At 63.5% G+C, this 17,495-nt stretch carries 13 protein-coding genes and 1 pseudogene; 8 read left to right on the forward strand and 6 right to left on the reverse strand.

Annotation, left to right across the window (positions count from 1 at the left end; translation table 11 throughout):
- Positions 1-31 precede the first annotated feature (31 nt).
- The 4 genes and pseudogenes from AC3WVQ_RS02930 (at position 32) to AC3WVQ_RS02945 (ending at position 2,678) form a co-directional block, all read left to right on the forward strand.
- A pseudogene (locus tag AC3WVQ_RS02930) lies at positions 32-352 on the forward strand (NIPSNAP family protein).
- 3 nt (positions 353-355) lie between these two features.
- Positions 356-706 carry an antibiotic biosynthesis monooxygenase family protein gene (locus AC3WVQ_RS02935; RefSeq protein ID WP_090294761.1) on the forward strand — a complete coding sequence of 117 codons (351 nt, stop codon included), beginning with the start codon at positions 356-358 and terminating at the stop codon, positions 704-706.
- Positions 707-905: 199 nt separating this feature from the next.
- Positions 906-2,036 carry a site-specific DNA-methyltransferase gene (locus AC3WVQ_RS02940; protein ID WP_034801293.1) on the forward strand — a complete coding sequence of 377 codons (1,131 nt, stop codon included), beginning with the start codon at positions 906-908 and terminating at the stop codon, positions 2,034-2,036.
- Between the two features lie 240 nt (positions 2,037-2,276).
- Positions 2,277-2,678 carry a YkvA family protein gene (locus AC3WVQ_RS02945; RefSeq protein ID WP_090294759.1) on the forward strand — a complete coding sequence of 134 codons (402 nt, stop codon included), beginning with the start codon at positions 2,277-2,279 and terminating at the stop codon, positions 2,676-2,678.
- A gap of 57 nt (positions 2,679-2,735) precedes the next feature.
- Here AC3WVQ_RS02945 and AC3WVQ_RS02950 read toward each other — a convergent pair whose 3' ends face one another.
- The 4 genes from AC3WVQ_RS02950 to mutY form a co-directional block, all read right to left on the reverse strand.
- Complete coding sequence (locus AC3WVQ_RS02950; protein WP_492382591.1) at positions 2,736-3,425, reverse strand: hypothetical protein; 690 nt, start codon at positions 3,423-3,425, stop codon at positions 2,736-2,738.
- 63 nt (positions 3,426-3,488) lie between these two features.
- A complete protein-coding gene (locus tag AC3WVQ_RS02955) occupies positions 3,489-3,668 on the reverse strand; it encodes a hypothetical protein (protein ID WP_492382592.1) in 180 nt (59 codons plus the stop codon).
- A 98-nt stretch (positions 3,669-3,766) separates the two neighbouring features.
- Positions 3,767-4,384 carry an HAD family hydrolase gene (locus tag AC3WVQ_RS02960; protein ID WP_034801299.1) on the reverse strand — a complete coding sequence of 206 codons (618 nt, stop codon included), beginning with the start codon at positions 4,382-4,384 and terminating at the stop codon, positions 3,767-3,769.
- A gap of 59 nt (positions 4,385-4,443) precedes the next feature.
- Positions 4,444-5,532, reverse strand: a complete 1,089-nt coding sequence (mutY, locus tag AC3WVQ_RS02965; protein ID WP_210336564.1) for an A/G-specific adenine glycosylase — start codon at positions 5,530-5,532, stop codon at positions 4,444-4,446.
- A 92-nt stretch (positions 5,533-5,624) separates the two neighbouring features.
- Between mutY and AC3WVQ_RS02970 the strand changes: the two genes are divergently transcribed.
- The 3 genes from AC3WVQ_RS02970 to AC3WVQ_RS02980 all read left to right on the forward strand — a co-directional run bounded on the left by AC3WVQ_RS02970 (position 5,625) and on the right by AC3WVQ_RS02980 (position 10,756).
- Entirely contained in the window at positions 5,625-6,131 is a 507-nt protein-coding gene (locus AC3WVQ_RS02970; RefSeq protein WP_060516289.1) for a DUF721 domain-containing protein, read from the forward strand.
- A 221-nt stretch (positions 6,132-6,352) separates the two neighbouring features.
- On the forward strand, positions 6,353-7,189 hold the full coding sequence (locus AC3WVQ_RS02975; RefSeq protein ID WP_090294755.1) for a DsbA family protein: 837 nt from the start codon (positions 6,353-6,355) through the stop codon (positions 7,187-7,189).
- A gap of 105 nt (positions 7,190-7,294) precedes the next feature.
- Complete coding sequence (locus tag AC3WVQ_RS02980) at positions 7,295-10,756, forward strand: chromosome segregation SMC family protein (RefSeq protein ID WP_090294753.1); 3,462 nt, start codon at positions 7,295-7,297, stop codon at positions 10,754-10,756.
- A 1-nt stretch (position 10,757) separates the two neighbouring features.
- Here the strand turns inward: AC3WVQ_RS02980 and AC3WVQ_RS02985 are convergent, their stop codons facing one another.
- Both AC3WVQ_RS02985 and AC3WVQ_RS02990 read right to left on the reverse strand, forming a co-directional pair.
- Positions 10,758-12,527, reverse strand: a complete 1,770-nt coding sequence (locus AC3WVQ_RS02985; RefSeq protein WP_110818484.1) for a caspase family protein — start codon at positions 12,525-12,527, stop codon at positions 10,758-10,760.
- A gap of 59 nt (positions 12,528-12,586) precedes the next feature.
- The gene (locus AC3WVQ_RS02990; protein ID WP_162731934.1) at positions 12,587-14,467 is read right to left on the reverse strand and encodes a caspase family protein; all 1,881 of its coding nucleotides are present in this window, start codon (positions 14,465-14,467) and stop codon (positions 12,587-12,589) included.
- A gap of 317 nt (positions 14,468-14,784) precedes the next feature.
- Between AC3WVQ_RS02990 and ppdK the strand changes: the two genes are divergently transcribed.
- Positions 14,785-17,451 (forward strand): pyruvate, phosphate dikinase, encoded by a 2,667-nt coding sequence (gene ppdK / locus AC3WVQ_RS02995; protein WP_034801313.1) that lies wholly within the window; start codon positions 14,785-14,787, stop codon positions 17,449-17,451.
- The last annotated feature ends 44 nt before the right edge of the window (positions 17,452-17,495 follow it).

Raw genomic sequence — 17,495 nt, forward strand, 5'->3', positions numbered from 1 at the left:
TGACGCCTTGCCCGACCACAGGAAGACGACGATGATCACCTGCTTCATCCGCTATGAAATCGATCCCTTCAAAAAGGACGAGTTCGCCACCTATTCGCGCAACTGGGGCGAGGCGATCCCGCGCTAAGGCGCCGATCTCATCGGCTATTTCGGTCCGCATGAGGGATCTGCGACGACGGCTTACGGCGTTTACAACATCGAGAGCCTCGCGGCCTACGAGGCCTATCGCGCCCGGCTCGCCGCCGATCCGCTCGGCCGGGAAAATTATGCCTTCTCCCGCCGCGAGCGGTTTATCCTGAAGGAGGATCGTATTTTCCTGAAGAACGTCTCGATGCCCATCGGAGGAAAGTGAAACATGATTGCCGTCATCTTCGAAGTCCTACCGGCCGAGGGCCGGCGTGACGCCTATCTCGGCATTGCCGCCGACCTGCGTCCGCTGCTCGACGACATCGATGGCTTCATCTCGATCGAGCGGTTCCAGAGTCTGGCCAATCCCGACAAGGTGTTGTCCCTGTCTTTCTGGCGCGACGAGGAGGCGGTGAAGGCCTGGCGGAACGGCGCCGAACATCGTGCCGCCCAGGATGCGGGGCGCCACGGCGTCTTTGCCGATTACCGCCTGCGCATCGCCTCCGTGATCCGCGACTACGGGCTGAACGAGCGCCGTGAGGCCCCCTCAGACAGCCGCGCCTTTCACGACGCCCGGTGAAACGGCGTCCGCGACGCTTGAACGGGGCGGCGGGAGGCGGGTGAAAAGCCCGTTCCCGCCTTTCCTGTCCACTCCAGAAGACCTCTCTAACATAGCGCGACTACGCACTTTTTCGAAACGGCCTTCAGGCTTTGGTAACCATCTTCGGTAACCATACGCTCCATGATCCGTTCCGAGTAAGCGTATTTGCGAGTTGTCCATGTCTTCAGTTGTTTCGCTTGCCGAAGTCTCCCGTTCCACCCGTCCGTTGGGCTGGCTCGACAGCATCATCAAGGGTGACTGCGTTGCCGCGCTCAATGCGCTTCCCGACAATTCGGTCGACGTCGTTTTCGCCGACCCGCCCTACAACCTCCAGCTCGGCGGCATGCTGACCCGTCCTGATCAGTCGGTGGTCGACGCCGTCGACGACGAATGGGACCAGTTCGCATCGTTCGAAGCCTACGACGCCTTCACCCGCGCCTGGTTGCTCGCCTGCCGCCGCGTGCTGAAGCCGACCGGCACCCTCTGGGTGATCGGCTCGTACCACAACATCTTCCGCGTCGGCGCCATCCTGCAGGACCTGCACTTCTGGATCCTCAACGACATCATCTGGCGCAAGACCAACCCGATGCCGAATTTCAAGGGTCGGAGGTTCCAGAACGCTCATGAGACGCTGATCTGGGCGACGCCGAACGCCAATGCCAAGGGCTACACCTTCAACTACGATGCGATGAAGGCGGCCAATGACGACGTGCAGATGCGCTCCGATTGGCTGTTCCCGATCTGCTCCGGTCACGAGCGCCTGAAAGGTGACGACGGCAAGAAGGTGCATCCGACCCAGAAGCCGGAAGCGCTGCTCGCCCGTATCATGATGGCTTCGACCAAGCCGGGCGACGTCATTCTCGATCCCTTCTTCGGTTCCGGCACGACCGGTGCCGTCGCCAAACGCCTCGGCCGCCACTTCGTCGGCATTGAGCGCGAGCAGGATTACATCGACGCGGCATCGGCACGCATCGACGCGGTCGAACCGCTCGGCAAGGCGATGCTCTCGGTCATGACCGGCAAGAAGGCCGAGCCGCGCGTCGCCTTCAACACGCTGATCGAAAGCGGGCTGATCAAGCCCGGCACGGTTCTGACGGACGCCAAGCGCCGCTACAGCGCGATCGTTCGTGCCGACGGCACGGTCGCCTCCGGCGGCGAGGCCGGTTCAATTCATCGCCTGGGCGCCAAGGTCCAGGGGCTTGATGCCTGCAACGGATGGACCTTCTGGCACTTCGAAGAGGGGAACACCCTGAAGCCCATCGACGAACTCAGAAGCGTCATTCGAAATGATCTGGCAAAACTGAACTGATCAACCAGTTCCGCCGGATCCTTCGAAAAGCGCTCTAACCGGTTTTTGTACCTTCAGTCCCGGAAAGAGAGCTTTAAATGCCCGGAATCCTCAATGTGAGGATTCCGGGCATTTGTATGTTTGGGCCATCCGACGGAGCGTTTGAAGCGCCCGGCAGGGCCCTGAGGTCGATTGCCAATCTTCGCATCCGCTCATAGGGTTCGGACAGAGCAACTTCATCCGAACAAGAGTGTTAACCGCATGGCCGTGCCCGATCGTCTCCAGCGCGTGAAGCAATGGGCGCGGCAAATCAAACGCGACGTCGTTGCGCTCTGGTTCGCCGCGCGAGATCGTCGAACGCCGTTTTCGGCGAAATTCGTTGCCGGCACTGTGGCGGCCTACGCACTTTCGCCGGTCGACCTGATCCCCGATTTCATTCCGATACTCGGCTACCTCGATGATCTTATTCTCGTTCCGCTCGGCATCCTCTTGGCCGTACGTCTGGTGCCGCCAGCGCTGATGGAAGAATTCCGAGAGCGGGCGGCGGCATTGGAAGGACGCCCGTCCAGCCGCAGCGGCCTCCTCGCGATCCTGAGCATCTGGTTCGCGGCCGCAGTCGTTGCGGCCTGGCTGGCATGGGGCTTCATCGCGGCCAGGCCCTGACAATGGGCGGCGGCGACCCGTGCCGCCGCCGCGCGCCGAATGGAGGATACGCCGCCTTTAGAGAGCCGGCGTTCCCTGTGGGCGCAAGTGGTAGAGGGTTCGGGCGCCCTTATCCTCGAAGCCGCAACTGGCGAGCACAGGCTCGAGGCGTGCTCTTTCGTCTTCCTGTAACTCGACGGTGGCGACCCTGATATCGGGATAGGCCGCGGGTATGCGCTGAAGCAGGGCGGCAACCAGGGCAATCAGCCCGCAAGACGGGGCATGGTGTTCGGTGATGTGGATCATCATTTCATCGCTCCAGACAAAGGCGTAGGCCTCGGCGACCACGAGGTCGTGATGTTCCAGCCACTGCATCAGCAGCCCGCCCTCATCCCAGTCAGCGATACGTTGGGCGACGGAGTCCGCGTCCCAGGTCGTGGTGCAGGTTTCTCCACTGCAGTCCGATATCCCCGCGCGTGTGAGGAAGTCCACGAACTTTGCGAGGAGATCTTCTGGGAGAGGCGCCTGGACGGCGTAAACGACGGCACCGTCCTTGGGTTTTGCGATTGCGGCCGGCCAGCGCTTGGGTGACGCCTGCCAGGTCCTGAACAGATCCCGAAGCGCGGTCGCGCCGGTCATTTCGACGACCTGCTGGTTGAGGGCGGTTTTTCGGGAGTGCCAGATGATGCCTTCTGAACCGGCCTCTACGGCTGCAAGCCGAAAGAGCCGCGCGAGAATTTCGGCGTCGTGCAGGTCGTGCGACGGCATGGCGTGCCAGCCTCGATCGGCCGCTCTCTTGTCGTCGCCTTCAGTCGGCGGCCGAAGGCTGAGCTAGCCCGCCAGTTTGGCATCGCGTCTGGCGACGACGAAACGGGTATCTGAAAACCGTTCTCCAAACTCTTCCGGAGGCACTTCGTCGCGAAAGCTGGCCTCGGTCGTCGCGTAGAGCTCGTCGATGAAGGCGTCCTTGGCGGCGCCGTCTCGAACTACTGAAAATTCTAAACTATTCATATATTGCCTCTGCGATTACGCAATCGCAGGTAGTAAATATGATTCGTGGCGGAATCGTGCCGCCACGAGCAGGAGCCATCGTCGATCGGCAGTTCAGCCTACGGATGAATGCCGTAGCCGGCGAGATCGGCCTTCAGCTTTTCCGGATCGACGAAATGCACCGCATGCCAGCCGGCAAGCCGCGCGGCTTCGACGTTGGGAATGCTGTCGTCGATGAAGAGGGTGGCCGATGGGTCGAGATCGAAGGTCCGCGTGTGCGTCTCATAGATGGCGATATCGGGCTTGATCAGCTTGACGTCGCCCGAAACGGTGACGCCGCGTGGCAGCGTCAGGAAGGGATAAAGGACCTGCGCCTCGCGGAACGTGTCGGAGGCGAAGTTGGTCAGCATCGTCACGTCGCGTCCTTCGGCGATCAGTCGCTCCAGGAGTGACACCGTCTCCACATAGGCGTGCGGCACCATCTCCTGCCAATATTTGCGGAAGGCGCGGATCTGTTCTTCACGCTCGGGAAAGTCCTTGATCAGCAGCGCTTCCGCCTCTTCCCAGGAACGGCCGCGGTCCTGCTCGATGTTCCAGTCGTGGGTGCAGACATTGGCAAAGAACCACTCGCGCTCGGCCTCGTCGGGGATGATGCGGCTGTAGGGCAGGTTGGGGTCGTAGTGGATAAGCACCTTGCCGATGTCGAAGACGATGTGGCGGATATCGATGCTGCTCATGAACGTATTCCCTGCTTGAACTTTCGGAGTTGGAGCGGGACGGGTGGGCCCGTACCGTGCTAGCGTTCCGCCTTGAAGGCATGCGGGATCGCCTGGGCGATCGCCTTCTTCATCACCGTCGGCAGCGCCTGGGCACTCAGCGAGTGAACCGGCTCCCACCAGCCGTTGCCCTGCGTCCCGGCGCGCGCGACATTGGCGCGGTAGACCGAGAGACGCAACTCGAAATGCGTGAACACGTGGCTGATGGTGCCGCAATCTTCCCAGGCCGCTGCAAAGGGTTGGGAGGCAAGCGAGGTGTCGCCGTCCTGCCGCGATGTCCAGTCGGTGCCGGGCACTTCGGTCATGCCGCCAAGCAGGCCCGTCTCGGCCCGCTTGCGCAGATAGACCGCGTTGTCGGCGTCGATCGCGACGAAGGCGGCGCCGCGCCGAAGCGGCTTGTCCTTCTTCTGCGCCTTGCGCGGAAAGGTTTCCGGATCGGCGACGACAAGCGCGCGACAGTGGGCGCGGAAGGGACAGAGCGAGCAGGCGGGCCGTTTCGGCGTGCAGAGCGTCGCGCCGAGATCCATCATCGCCTGGGCGAAATCACCCGGCCTGCTCTCAGGGGTGAGCGCGGCGACGCGGGCCCGCATCTCGGGCTTTGCCGCCGGCAGCGGCGTTTCGATTGCATAGAGGCGGGAAATCACCCGCTCGACATTGCCGTCGAGCACGGCGCTTCTGCGATTGAAGGCGATCGCCGCGACCGCGGCGGCGGTATAGTCGCCGATGCCGGGAAGGGACTTCAGCCCGTCCTCCGTGTCGGGAAAGCGGCCGCCATGATCGTTCGCGACGGCCTCGGCGCATTTCTTCAGGTTGCGGGCGCGCGCATAATAGCCGAGCCCGGCCCATGCCTTCATCACGTCCTCATTCTCGGCGCGCGCAAGGTCCTCGACGGTCGGCCACAGTGACAGGAACTTTTCGAAATAGGCTTTTACCGCCTGCACCGTCGTCTGCTGCAGCATCACTTCGGAAAGCCAGACATGGTAGGGATCGGCGACGATGCCTCGGCGTGCCATCGGCGGCGAAACCCGCCAGGGCAGGTCGCGATGGTGCCTGTCGTACCATTCCAAAAGCAGGGGTGCGGCGTCCGCCGCCGGTATCGTATCGTGCATGATTTGCCGGGAGTTCCGTTTCCGGCCTATACTTGGCGAAGCGGAGCCGCGGCATCAAGGCTCAATCGACATTGCCTACAGAAAGTCCATACGTGAGCGAGCAGAAGACCCGGAAGGGCGTCGTCCAGATCAGCGAAGTCGCGAACGGCCTGATCGACCCGGTGCTCGCCAAGCGGGCAGGCATCAACACCATGCTGCTCGGCTCCTGGGACGAAATCGCCGGCGAGGACTTTGCCGATTGCACGCGGCCCGAAAAGATCGCCTGGCCGCGACGGGCCTCCGAGATCATGGGCGAGGGCGGCCATCAGCCGGGCGTCCTGACGGTTGCCTGCGAGGGCGCGCGCGCGCTGTTTTTGACCCACGCCCAGGGCGAATTGATCCAGCGCATCAACGGCTTCTTCGGCTTCTATGCGATCGGGCAGCTGCGCATCGTTCAAAAGCCCGTCTCCCAGCAGCCGAAACACCGTGGCAAGCCCAAGCCGCTGACCGGTGAACCTGCACGGCGGCTCGAGACCATGGTCGAAGGCATCGAAAGCGAGGAGCTGAAGGCCGCCTTGCGTCGGCTGGGGACCGCCGTGCTCAATCCCCGGCGCCGCTAAGGCACGGCGCGCAAAACTATGCAGCGGTTTTCGCGACTACGAGACGCGAAAACCAGAGGCTTAAAGCGCAAGCAGCGAATCGGAAAGATCGCGACGCGCTTTTGGGCGGCCATCGCTCGGTCACAATTCTTTGAATTCTGTTGACGCCGCGCCACTTGCCGCCCTGCGCGGGGCAAGATATCGAATCCGCACTGCAATTCCCTCCGAACACGGGTCAAATCATGTCCGCTTCCGCAATGAACCTTACCAAGCGCCTGCTCAGCGGTGCCGCCATCGCAACTGTCGCCCTGGTGCTTGCTGCCTGCAGCGACGAAAAGAAGGAAACGGCCTCCACCACACCGGCCGCGACCACCGAAGCCGCCAAGGCTGAAACCAAGCCGGCAACGGACGCGACCACGACTGCATCGACGACCGCGACCCCGGCCACCGCCGAAGCCAAGCCCTCTGCCGGCACCGAAGTCGCCCAGACGACGGCTGCTCCCGTCAAGGTCGAGCTCCCCTCGTCGGAAGGGTCCGTCGACGTCGCCAAGCTGATGGAACCGGGCGCCCTGCCGGAAATGGCGATCGGCGACGCCAACGCGCCGGTGACGATCGTCGAATACATGTCGATGACCTGCCCGCACTGCGCCGCCTTCCACAACAACACCTTCGAGGCGATCAAGACCAAGTATGTCGACAGCGGCAAGGTCCGCTTCGTGCTGCGCGAATTCCCGTTCGATCCGCGCGCGGCGGCTGCCTTCATGCTGGCGCGCTGCGCTCCGGAAGGCCAGTACTTCCCGATGATCTCGATGCTGTTCAAGCAGCAGCAGCAGTGGGCCGCAGCCCAGAATGGTCGCGACGCTCTGCTGCAGATGTCCAAACTCGCTGGTTTTACACAGGAGAGCTTCGAGGCCTGCTTGACGAACCAAAAACTTCTGGATGATGTGAATACTGTTATGCAACGGGGCGCCAAGGAATTCGGGGTTCAGTCGACGCCGACCTTCTTTGTCAATGGCGAGCACTATTCGGGGGACATGTCGGTTGACGTTATGTCGGCCCTCATCGACAGCAAGCTCTGATCCTTCGCTTTTCCTGAAAACGGGCGACGGCAGCAGCTGTGCGCCCGTTTTTCTTGTCTGGGCTGATGGTAGAGGGGGGGACCTCGTAGCCCCAGCGTCCGCTCCATGAAGTTCAACAAGCTTCGCCTGCTCGGCTTCAAGTCCTTCGTCGAACCGACCGAATTCATCATCGAGCGCGGATTGACCGGTGTCGTCGGACCGAACGGTTGCGGCAAGTCGAACCTCGTCGAAGCCTTGCGCTGGGTGATGGGGGAGAACTCCTACAAGAACATGCGCGCTTCCGGCATGGACGACGTGATCTTTTCCGGATCCGGCAATCGTCCCGCGCGTAACACGGCCGAGGTCGGCCTTTATCTCGACAACAGCGACCGCACGGCACCCGCTGCCTTCAATGACAGCGACGAGATCCAGGTCAGCCGCCGCATCGAGCGCGAGCAGGGCTCGGTCTACCGCATCAACGGCAAGGAAGCGCGCGCCAAGGATGTACAGCTTCTCTTCGCCGACGCGTCGACTGGTGCACGCTCGCCGTCGATGGTCGGGCAGGGGCGCATCGGCGAACTGATCGCCGCCAAGCCGCAGGCCCGTCGCCAGCTCCTGGAAGAGGCGGCCGGCATCTCTGGCCTGCACTCTCGCCGCCACGAAGCGGAGCTGCGTCTGCGTGCCGCCGAGACCAATCTCGAGCGTCTCGACGACGTCACCTCGCAGCTCGAAAGCCAGATCGAGAGCCTCAAGCGCCAAGCGCGCCAGGCCAACCGCTTCAAAATGCTTTCGGCCGATATCCGCAAGCACGAGGCGATCCTGTTCCATATTCGCTGGGTGCAGGCCAAGGAGGCGGAGGGCGAGGCGACGAGCCAGCTCAACCAGGTGACTGCGCTGGTCGCGGAAAAGGCGCAGCAGCAGATGCAGGCGGCCAAGGACCAGGCGATCGCCAGCCTGAAGCTGCCGGAGCTGCGCGAAAACGAAGCGAAGTTCGCCGCCGCCCTCCAGCGTCTGCAGATTGCCCGCTCACAGCTCGAAGAGGATGCCGGCCGCATCCTCAGGCGCCGCGACGAGTTGCAGCGCCGGCTGGCGCAGCTTGCCGAGGATATCGCCCGCGAGGAGCGCCTTGTCGTCGACAATGCCGGCATTCTTTCGCGTCTCGACGAAGAGGAAGCCGAACTCAGCGACATGCTCGCGGAGGCCGACGACCGTGCGACGGAAGCGCGCGAGCGCCTCGAAGACGCAAACGAAAAGCTCGCCGGCAGCGAGGCGCTATTGGCGCGTCTAACGGCGGAACGCGCCGAGGCACAGGCCGGCCGCAACCAGCTGGAGCGCACGCTGCGCGACCTGTCGGAGCGCCAGGCACGTCTTGCCCGCCAACTTGGCGACCAGTCGCGCGATCTCGATGAACTCGACCGCCAGATGGCGGCCCTTCCCGATCCGCACGAAAAGCAGGGTCAGGTCGAGGTCGCAGAAGCTGCGCTGGAAGAAGCCGAAAGCAATGTGCTCGCGATCGAGGAAAGCCTCGCTGAAGCGCGGCGCATGGAGGTCGAGGCGCGTCAGCCCGTCGATCGGACGCGCGCGACGCTGAACGGCATCGAGACCGAGGCACGCACCATCCGGCGCATGCTGGAGGCGGTGGCCGGTGGCGCCTATCCCGCCGTCGTCGAGGAGATGAAGGTCGACCGGGGCTTCGAGACCGCATTGGGCGCGGCCCTTGGCGACGATCTCGACTCGCCGCTCGAAACCGACGCGCCGGCCCATTGGCGCGCGCCGGGGGATCATGTCGGGGACGGCGATTTGCCGGAAGGCGTGAGCCCGCTGATTGCCCATGTGAAGGCGCCCGACGCGCTGACCCGCGCCCTGAAGCAGATCGGCATCGTCGCAAGCGAGGCGGAAGCCGAGCGGCTGCTGCCCCTGCTGAAACCCGGCCAGAGCCTTGTCACCAAGCAGGGCTCCGTCTGGCGCTGGGACGGCCACGTGACTGGCTCCGAGGCGCCAAGTGCTGCCGCATTGCGGCTGGCGCAGAAGAACCGGTTGGCCGAACTCGATACCGAGGCCGACGGCGCCGCTGAGGCGCTGCGCCTCGCGGAGGCCGAACTTGCCTCTGCGGGCAGTCGCATCCGCGCCGAGGACGAGCGGTTGCGGCTTGCCCGCGACGCGCAGCGCATGATCACCCGACAGCTCGGCGAAGCCCGCGACGCGCTCGCTGCCGCTGAACGCGCCTCGGGCGACCTTGCCCGCCGCCGCGCGGTGCTTGCCGAATCGCGCAGCCAGATCGAGGCGCAGGTCGAAGAGGTGGCCGAGCAGATCGAGACGGCCAACGACGCGCTCGCCGATGCGCCCGATCTCTCCGAACTGGAACTGACGCTGCGCACACAGACGGCCGATGTCGCAGCCGATCGTGCCGCCGTCGCCGAGGCCCGTGCCGCCCATGATGGCCTGGCGCGCGAGAACGAGGCGCGTCAGCGGCGCATCGCGGCGATTGCCAGTGAACGACAGACCTGGAAGGCGCGCGCGGCGAGCGCCGATGAGCACATCGCGACCCTGCGCGACCGCGAGGCAGAAGCCCGCGACGAGGTCGAAGAGCTGATCGATGCGCCCGACGAGTTCGAGGACAAGCGCCGGGCGCTGATGAACGAGTTGCAGAAGGCGGAAGCGGCCCGACGCGAAGCGGCCGATCTGCTTGCCGAGGCTGAAAACCGTCAGCGCGAGGCGGACCGGTTGGCGGCAACCGCGCTCTCCGAACTGGCGGAATCGCGCGAAAAGCGCGGCCGCGCCGAAGAGCGGCTGGTCTCCGCCCGCGAACGTCGCGTCGAGATCGAGGCCCGCATTCAGGAAGCGCTCTCCTGCGCGCCGCACGAGGTCATGCGATTGACGGGGCTTGCCGTCGACGAGGCACTGCCGGACATGCGCAACATCGAGCGCGAACTCGAACGGCTGAAGATCGAGCGCGAGCGGCTTGGTGCCGTCAACCTGCGTGCCGAAGAAGAACAGAAGGAGCTTTCGGAAAAGCTCGCCCTGCTGCTCAGAGAGCGCGACGACGTCATCGAGGCGATCCGCAAGCTCAGGAGCGCCATCCAGAACCTGAACCGCGAGGGCCGCGAGCGCCTGATCGCCGCATTTGACGTCGTCAACGTACAGTTCCAGCGGCTGTTCACCCACCTCTTCGGGGGGGGCACGGCCGAGCTGCAACTGATCGAGAGCGACGATCCGCTGGAGGCCGGCCTTGAAATTCTCGCCCGCCCGCCGGGCAAGAAGCCACAGACCATGACGTTGCTTTCCGGCGGCGAGCAGGCGCTGACGGCGATGGCATTGATCTTCGCCGTGTTCCTGACCAATCCCGCGCCAATCTGCGTGCTGGACGAAGTCGATGCACCGCTCGACGACCACAATGTCGAGCGCTACTGCAACCTGATGGACGAAATGGCGGCGTCGACCGAGACACGCTTCATCATCATCACCCACAACCCGATCACCATGGCCCGCATGAACCGCCTGTTCGGCGTGACCATGGCCGAGCAGGGCGTCTCCCAACTCGTTTCCGTCGACCTGCAGACGGCGGAACGCCTGCGCGAAGTCGTCTGATTCACTCAAATTCGGCGATGAAACCGGATACCGGCCGCGATGGGTCGCGCGCTTCCCAGGTGTCGACGTAGGCGGCGAGGGGGACCTTGTTTGCTCGATAGGCTGCGTAAAGCGTTGCCGCCCCAGCCTTTTCCGGCGGCCGCCTGAACCACCTGCCGAAGGTGACGGCAGCGCCCGTCGTCCATCTCCACCCTTCGGCACTGCCGTTCTCGTTGGAGAGCCCGAGCCATGGCCCGACCCGCCGGTGCTCGCCGCCTTCGAACGAACTGCTGAAGAACCGGTCATCCGTATTCGCGAGTGAGGCGACGAACGTATTTTCATCGCTGGAATCGATCGTGGCAAGGTGACCGCCGCAGCGCTCGACGATCGCCTTCGCTTCCTGCCAGCCGACTTGCTGCCCGTCATAGACCGCTGCATAGAGGTGTCTGGCAAAGGTGCCATAGGTCAGTGGTAGAGGCGAAAGACACCGCACCATGGCGATCACCGGTTCGTCCTCCAGTCCCTCGAGATCGGTGGCGTCATAGCGGCGTGCGCTGGTAGCCGAGAGAATGTCCTGATCGATGCGGGCAAAGGTGAGACCCAGGCTCGCTCCGGTCTCCTGATCGAGAAATCCGGATTGCTTTAGCCCGCGGGCCGCCTGAAATGCCGTGACCGCCCTGCGTGTCTGGCCACCGAAGGCGCCGTCCGTCGCGCCCGTGTCAAAACCCTTGCTCTGCAGGGCCTGTTGCGCGGCTGCGCGCTTGTCCTTGCTATCGAGCATCTTCTGTTCCTGTGCCATCGCAGCCAGGGATGATCTGAAGTCGTCGCTTTTGCCGAGCCGCTGAATGGATTGACGCGCCGCGTCGGCGTAGCTGCTCTCGCCATGTTTGGCGATGAAGCGCTTCCAGGTCCTGGCCGTGTCCACGCGCATCGCCTTGTTGAAGTCGAGCGCGGCGATATCGACGTTGTCAACTTTCAAGGGTCGGGGCGCTTCAAGCGTGGCGCTGCCGTCGAGGTAGAATTCCAGATCGAGAGAGGAGAGGATCTGCGGCGACTGTTTGCCGCCCGTTGCCGAGCGCACCTCACGGATCACGCGCTTGAAGGCGGTGCCGATTTCGATCCCTGGGCCGGAGAGGTTGGTTATCAGCGCCCGGGTGAAGGGCGAATGCCCGTCGGTTCCGTCAGCCGCTACCTGTCCGGGCGCCGCAGCAAAGGCAACGAGCGTGCCGGCGCCCTGTGTCTCGATCGGTGCCAGACCTCTGGTGGCGCCGCCGCGGCTTGTGCCCGCCACGTCACGATTGAGTCTGTCTGCGAGCGGATTGTTGCGGCAGGCGTCGAGGAAGATCAGGGAGATTTTCGCGCGTTGTTCCAGCGCGTTCATGATCTCCGACAGCGGCATGGTTTCTGCCGGAACGTCAAACTCGCTTTCGAGCCGCGCATCGGTGCCAACAAGGAAATTCTCGCCCCGCAACTGCATGCCGTGGCCGGCGTAGTAAAACAGGGCGACATCGTCAGGCCCGATCTTGCGCGAGAAGTTTGAAAGTGCGCCGGCAAGACCACGGCGATCGGCGTTGAGGATCAAGTCGGTTTCAAAACCCTGGCCTTTGAGAAAGACATTGAACGCTTCAGCGTCGCGCGAGGCGTTGGGCAGGGTTCCCGCAAGCACATAGTTGCTCATGCCGATGACGAGCGCCAGCCGCTTGCCGTTTCCTTCGGCGGGGGCATTCCCTGTGGTGAAGGGCACGATCAGAGCGCAAAGAACCAGCCATAGCAGCTTCACACGCCAGTTCATGACCTTGCCTCCTGCTTATGATTGACTCAGCCGTGCAGGTGTTGAATTGCCCCAAGCGGTCACTCGAATTCGAGGATCAGACCGCCCGTTCCATCGGTTGGCCCCATATCGTCCCAGCTATCGACGTAGACGGATTTCGTGTCGGCTCTGCCGTTGCGATGGGCGTAGTACATGCCGATATCGTCGCCCTTCTTGCCTTCGTTCGGCATGTCCTGGAACCATTTCGTGTAGGTCAGGGGCGCGCCGGTGTCCCAGCGCCAGCCGCCTCTGGGCTCCTTGCCCTGTGGGTCCTGCGTCAGGCCGATCCAGGGGCCCATCTTGTAGCTGACATTGCCTGAGGGGTCGTAGCCGGTGTTGAAAAAGGTCTGATCGGCGTTGAAAAGCGATGCGACGAAGGCGTTCTCCTCTTGAGACGAAATCGACGCGAGGTGCGCTCCGCAACCGCCGGCGATCCCCCGCGCATAAACGGCCAAAATTATTCCCGTCCGCACTGCGACATAGAGGTGCCCTTCGAACACGCCATATACGGTTTCGAAGTGGCGCAGGCAGGTCAGCGCCCGCAGGACGGTTTGATCGGTCTCTAGCCCCTCGAGGTTGGCAACATCATAGCGTCGGGCCTTGGGCGTGCTGTACAAGCCCTCGGCTCTGTCGTTGACTTTGATGCCGAGGGCCTCTGCCGTGCGCTCGGTGATGAAGCCGCTTGCGGGCTGTTGGTTGGTGCTCTGGAACTTCTTGATCGCTTCCCTGGTCTGTCCACCAAAAACACCATCGGCCGTGCCCGCTGCAAATCCGCGTGAGGCGAGTGCCACCTGGACGTTTCGTCGCTTGTCTTTGTCCGGCAATAGCCGCGCTTCGACGGACTGCGGCAGATGCGACTGGTTACGCACGGCGGCGGGCTCGATCTGGGCCAGTGCCTGTCGTCCGAGGTCGGCATATTCGCCGGTGCGGTGTTTTTCGACGAAGAAGTGCCAGATGCGCGCCGTTCCGATCTTCAGCGCCTTTTTGAAGTCCTTCTCTGCCTCAAGCGCTTCGGGATCCATGGCCGGCACAGTGAGTGCCGGCTGCACCGGCTGAACCGCCGCAGTCTGCGGCATGGCCGTCTGTACCGCCGGGGTTTGCACCGCCGGGGTCGTCTGGGGCGCTGCGGTTTCCGGCCCGAAGTAGAACTCTAGCGACAGGGATGACAGGATCTGCGGCTGCTGCTTGCCCTGCGTCTCCTTGCGCACGTCACGCACGACCCGCTTGAAGGCGGTGCCGACCTCGAGGCCGGCGCCCGAGAGATTGGCGATCAGCGCCCGCGTAAAGGGCGAATGCCCGTCGGTGCCGTCGGCCGCTACCTGCCCGGGCGCGGCGGCAAAGGCCACGAGCGTTCCGCCACCCTGCGTTTCGATCGGCGCCAGCCCGCGGGTCGCCGCACCGCGGGTCGCACCTTCGACTTCGCGTGTCAGCCGCTCGGCGAGCGGATTGTTGCGGCAGGCATCGAGGAAGACCATCGAGATGCGGGCACGTTTTTCCATCGCGCCGATGATCTCGGACAGTGCCACGGTCTCGGCCGGCACGTCGAACTCGCTTTCGAGCTTGGCATCGGTGCCAACAAGGAAATTCTCGCCGTGCAACTGCATGCCGTGGCCGGCGTAGTAAAACAGGGCGGTATCGTCGGGCCCGATCTTGCGCGAGAAGTTTGAAAGTGCGCCGGCAAGACCACGGCGATCGGCGTTGAGCACGAGGTTCGTTTCGAAGCCCTGGTCCTTGAGAAAGGTGTTGAAGGCTTCTGCATCGCGTGAAGCATTGGGCAGCGTTCCAGCGAGCACGTAGTTGCTCATGCCGACGACGAGCGCCAGCCGCTTGCCGTTTCCTTCGGCAAAGGCGTTTCCCATGGTGAAAAGGACCATGAGCGCCGCCGAAAGGAGCCAGGTTGTCAGATTTGCACGCCACCTCATGACCGACCCTCCGAGCCATCGAGACGGAAACGGATTGCCATGACGGGATATTCCTGGATGCACCCCCATCGCACATCTGTATATTAGATAATTGTTATGTTTCGGGCAATGTCGGATCGGGCCGCCTGGCGCAGCCTTTTCAGGAATTTCGGCTGCAATTTAAAGCCACCGACACGATTTGTGGGAGGTCAAGCGCGATGTGTAGCAATGTTACAGAAAATGATGCGCTGCAGCATAAATCTTCGCCGGGTGCATTTTCAGCCTGAAGCATATACTGTAAATCGTCACTAAAGACTGTTTCTGGGTGGAGAGCAGGCATGACGAAATGGGTTTACACCTTCGGTGGGGGCAAGGCCGAGGGACGTGCGGGTGATCGTGAGCGCTTGGGTGGCAAGGGCGCCAACCTTGCCGAGATGTGCAACCTTGGCCTGCCGGTTCCGCCGGGCCTGACGATCATCACCGATGCCTGCAACAGCTTCTTCGACAATGACAGGCAGATGCCGGATGGCCTGCGCGACCAGGTGCGCGAGGGGATCAGCCGGATGGAAGAGGTGACCGGCCGCGTCTTCGGCGACACCTCCCGTCCGCTGCTGCTTTCGGTTCGCTCAGGCGCGCGCGCGTCCATGCCCGGCATGATGGACACGGTTCTCAACCTCGGTCTCAACGATCAGTCGGTACATGCGCTTGGCCATGACGCCGGTGATGCCCGTTTTGCCTGGGACAGCTATCGTCGCTTCATCCAGATGTATGGCGACGTCGTCATGGGCGTCGACCACGACGTCTTCGAGGAAATCCTCGAGGACGAGAAGGCGCGCCTCGGCCATGAGCAGGATACCGAGCTTTCGGCGGTGGAGTGGCAGAGCGTCATTGCCCGTTACAAGGAAGCGATCGAGGAAGCGCTGGGCGAACCCTTTCCGCAGGATCCGGAAGTGCAGCTCTGGGGCGCGATCGGCGCCGTGTTTTCGAGCTGGATGAACCCGCGGGCGATCACCTATCGCCACCTGCACGCCATCCCCGCCGCCTGGGGCACCGCCGTCAACGTCCAGGCAATGGTCTTCGGCAATCTCGGCAATTCGTCGGCGACTGGCGTTGCCTTCACCCGCAACCCCTCGACCGGCGAGAACGAGCTTTACGGCGAGTTTCTGGTCAATGCACAGGGCGAGGACGTCGTTGCCGGCATCCGCACGCCGCAGAACATTACCGAAGCGGCGCGCCTTGGCTCCGGCTCCGACAAGCCCTCGCTCGAAAAGCTGATGCCGGAAGCCTTCGCCGAGTTTCGCTCGATCTGCGATACGCTCGAACGCCACTATCGCGATATGCAGGATCTGGAATTCACCATCGAGCGCGGCACGCTCTGGATGCTGCAGACGCGCTCCGGCAAGCGCACCGCCAAGGCGGCGCTGAAGGTCGCGGTCGATATGGCGGAGGAGGGGCTGATCTCCGAACAGGAGGCCGTTGCCCGCATCGATCCCGCCTCGCTCGACCAGCTGCTGCACCCGACGATCGATCCGCATGCGCGCCGCGACATCATCGGCTCGGGCCTTCCGGCCTCGCCGGGGGCTGCGACGGGCGAGATCGTCTTTACCTCGGAGGAAGCGGTGCAGGCCGACAAGGAAGGCCGCAAGGTCATCCTCGTCCGCGTCGAGACCAGCCCTGAAGATATCCACGGCATGCATGCCGCCGAAGGCATTCTGACGACCCGCGGCGGCATGACCAGCCACGCCGCCGTGGTTGCCCGCGGCATGGGTACCCCTTGCGTTTCCGGCGCCGGCAGCATTCGTGTCGACCTTCGCAACGAAACGCTGACCGCCGGAGGCGTGACGCTCAGGAAGGGTGACGTCATCACCATCGACGGCTCGTCCGGCCAGGTGCTGAAGGGCGCGATCGCCATGCTGCAACCGGAACTTTCCGGGGACTTCGGCAAGATCATGGCCTGGGCGGACGCCACCCGCCGGATGACCGTCAGGACCAATGCCGAAACGCCGGCGGACGCGCGCGCCGCTCGCTCCTTCGGCGCCGAAGGCATCGGACTCTGCCGCACGGAACATATGTTCTTCGAGGACGACCGCATCAATGTCATGCGCGAAATGATCCTCGCCGACGACGAAGAAGGTCGCCGTTCAGCGCTCGCCAAGCTTCTGCCGATGCAGCGCTCGGATTTCGCCGAGCTGTTCTCGATCATGCACGGCCTTCCGGTAACGATCCGCCTGCTCGACCCGCCTCTGCACGAGTTCCTGCCGAAGACCGACGAGGAGATCGCCGACGTTGCCGGCGCGCTCTCGCTCGATCCGTCGGAACTGCGCCAGCGCGTCGATGAACTGCACGAATTCAATCCGATGCTCGGCCACCGTGGTTGCCGGCTGGCCATCTCCTATCCGGAGATCGCCGAGATGCAGGCGCGTGCCATCTTCGAAGCCGCCGTTGAAGCGGCGCACGAGACCGGAGCGGCCGTCGTTCCCGAAATCATGGTGCCGCTTGTCGGCCTCAAGGCAGAGCTCGATTACGTCAAGGCGCGCATCGATGCGGTCGCCAAGGAGGTGATCGGTGAGGCGGGTATCGACATCGACTATCTCGTCGGTACCATGATCGAATTGCCGCGTGCAGCCCTGCGCGCCGGCGTCATCGCCGAAGCGGCCGACTTCTTCTCCTTCGGCACTAACGACCTGACGCAGACGACCTTCGGCATCTCGCGCGACGACGCCTCGCAGTTCCTGGCGACCTACCAGCAGAAGGGCATCATCGAGCAGGACCCCTTTGTCTCGCTCGATTTCGACGGCGTCGGCGAACTGATCCAGATCGCAGCCGAGCGTGGTCGTCGCACCAAGAACGGTCTGAAACTCGGTATCTGCGGCGAACACGGCGGGGATCCGGCCTCGATCCGCTTCTGCGAGGACGCCGGCCTCGACTACGTCTCCTGTTCACCCTTCCGCGTGCCGATCGCCCGGCTCGCCGCGGCCCAGGCCGCGATCAACGGCAAGGGGTAACGTCTATCGCCAGCGCCGCCCAAGCGGCGTTGGCTCGGCATGAT

Source organism: Ensifer sp. EB106-05-01-XG146, from assembly GCF_058791875.1.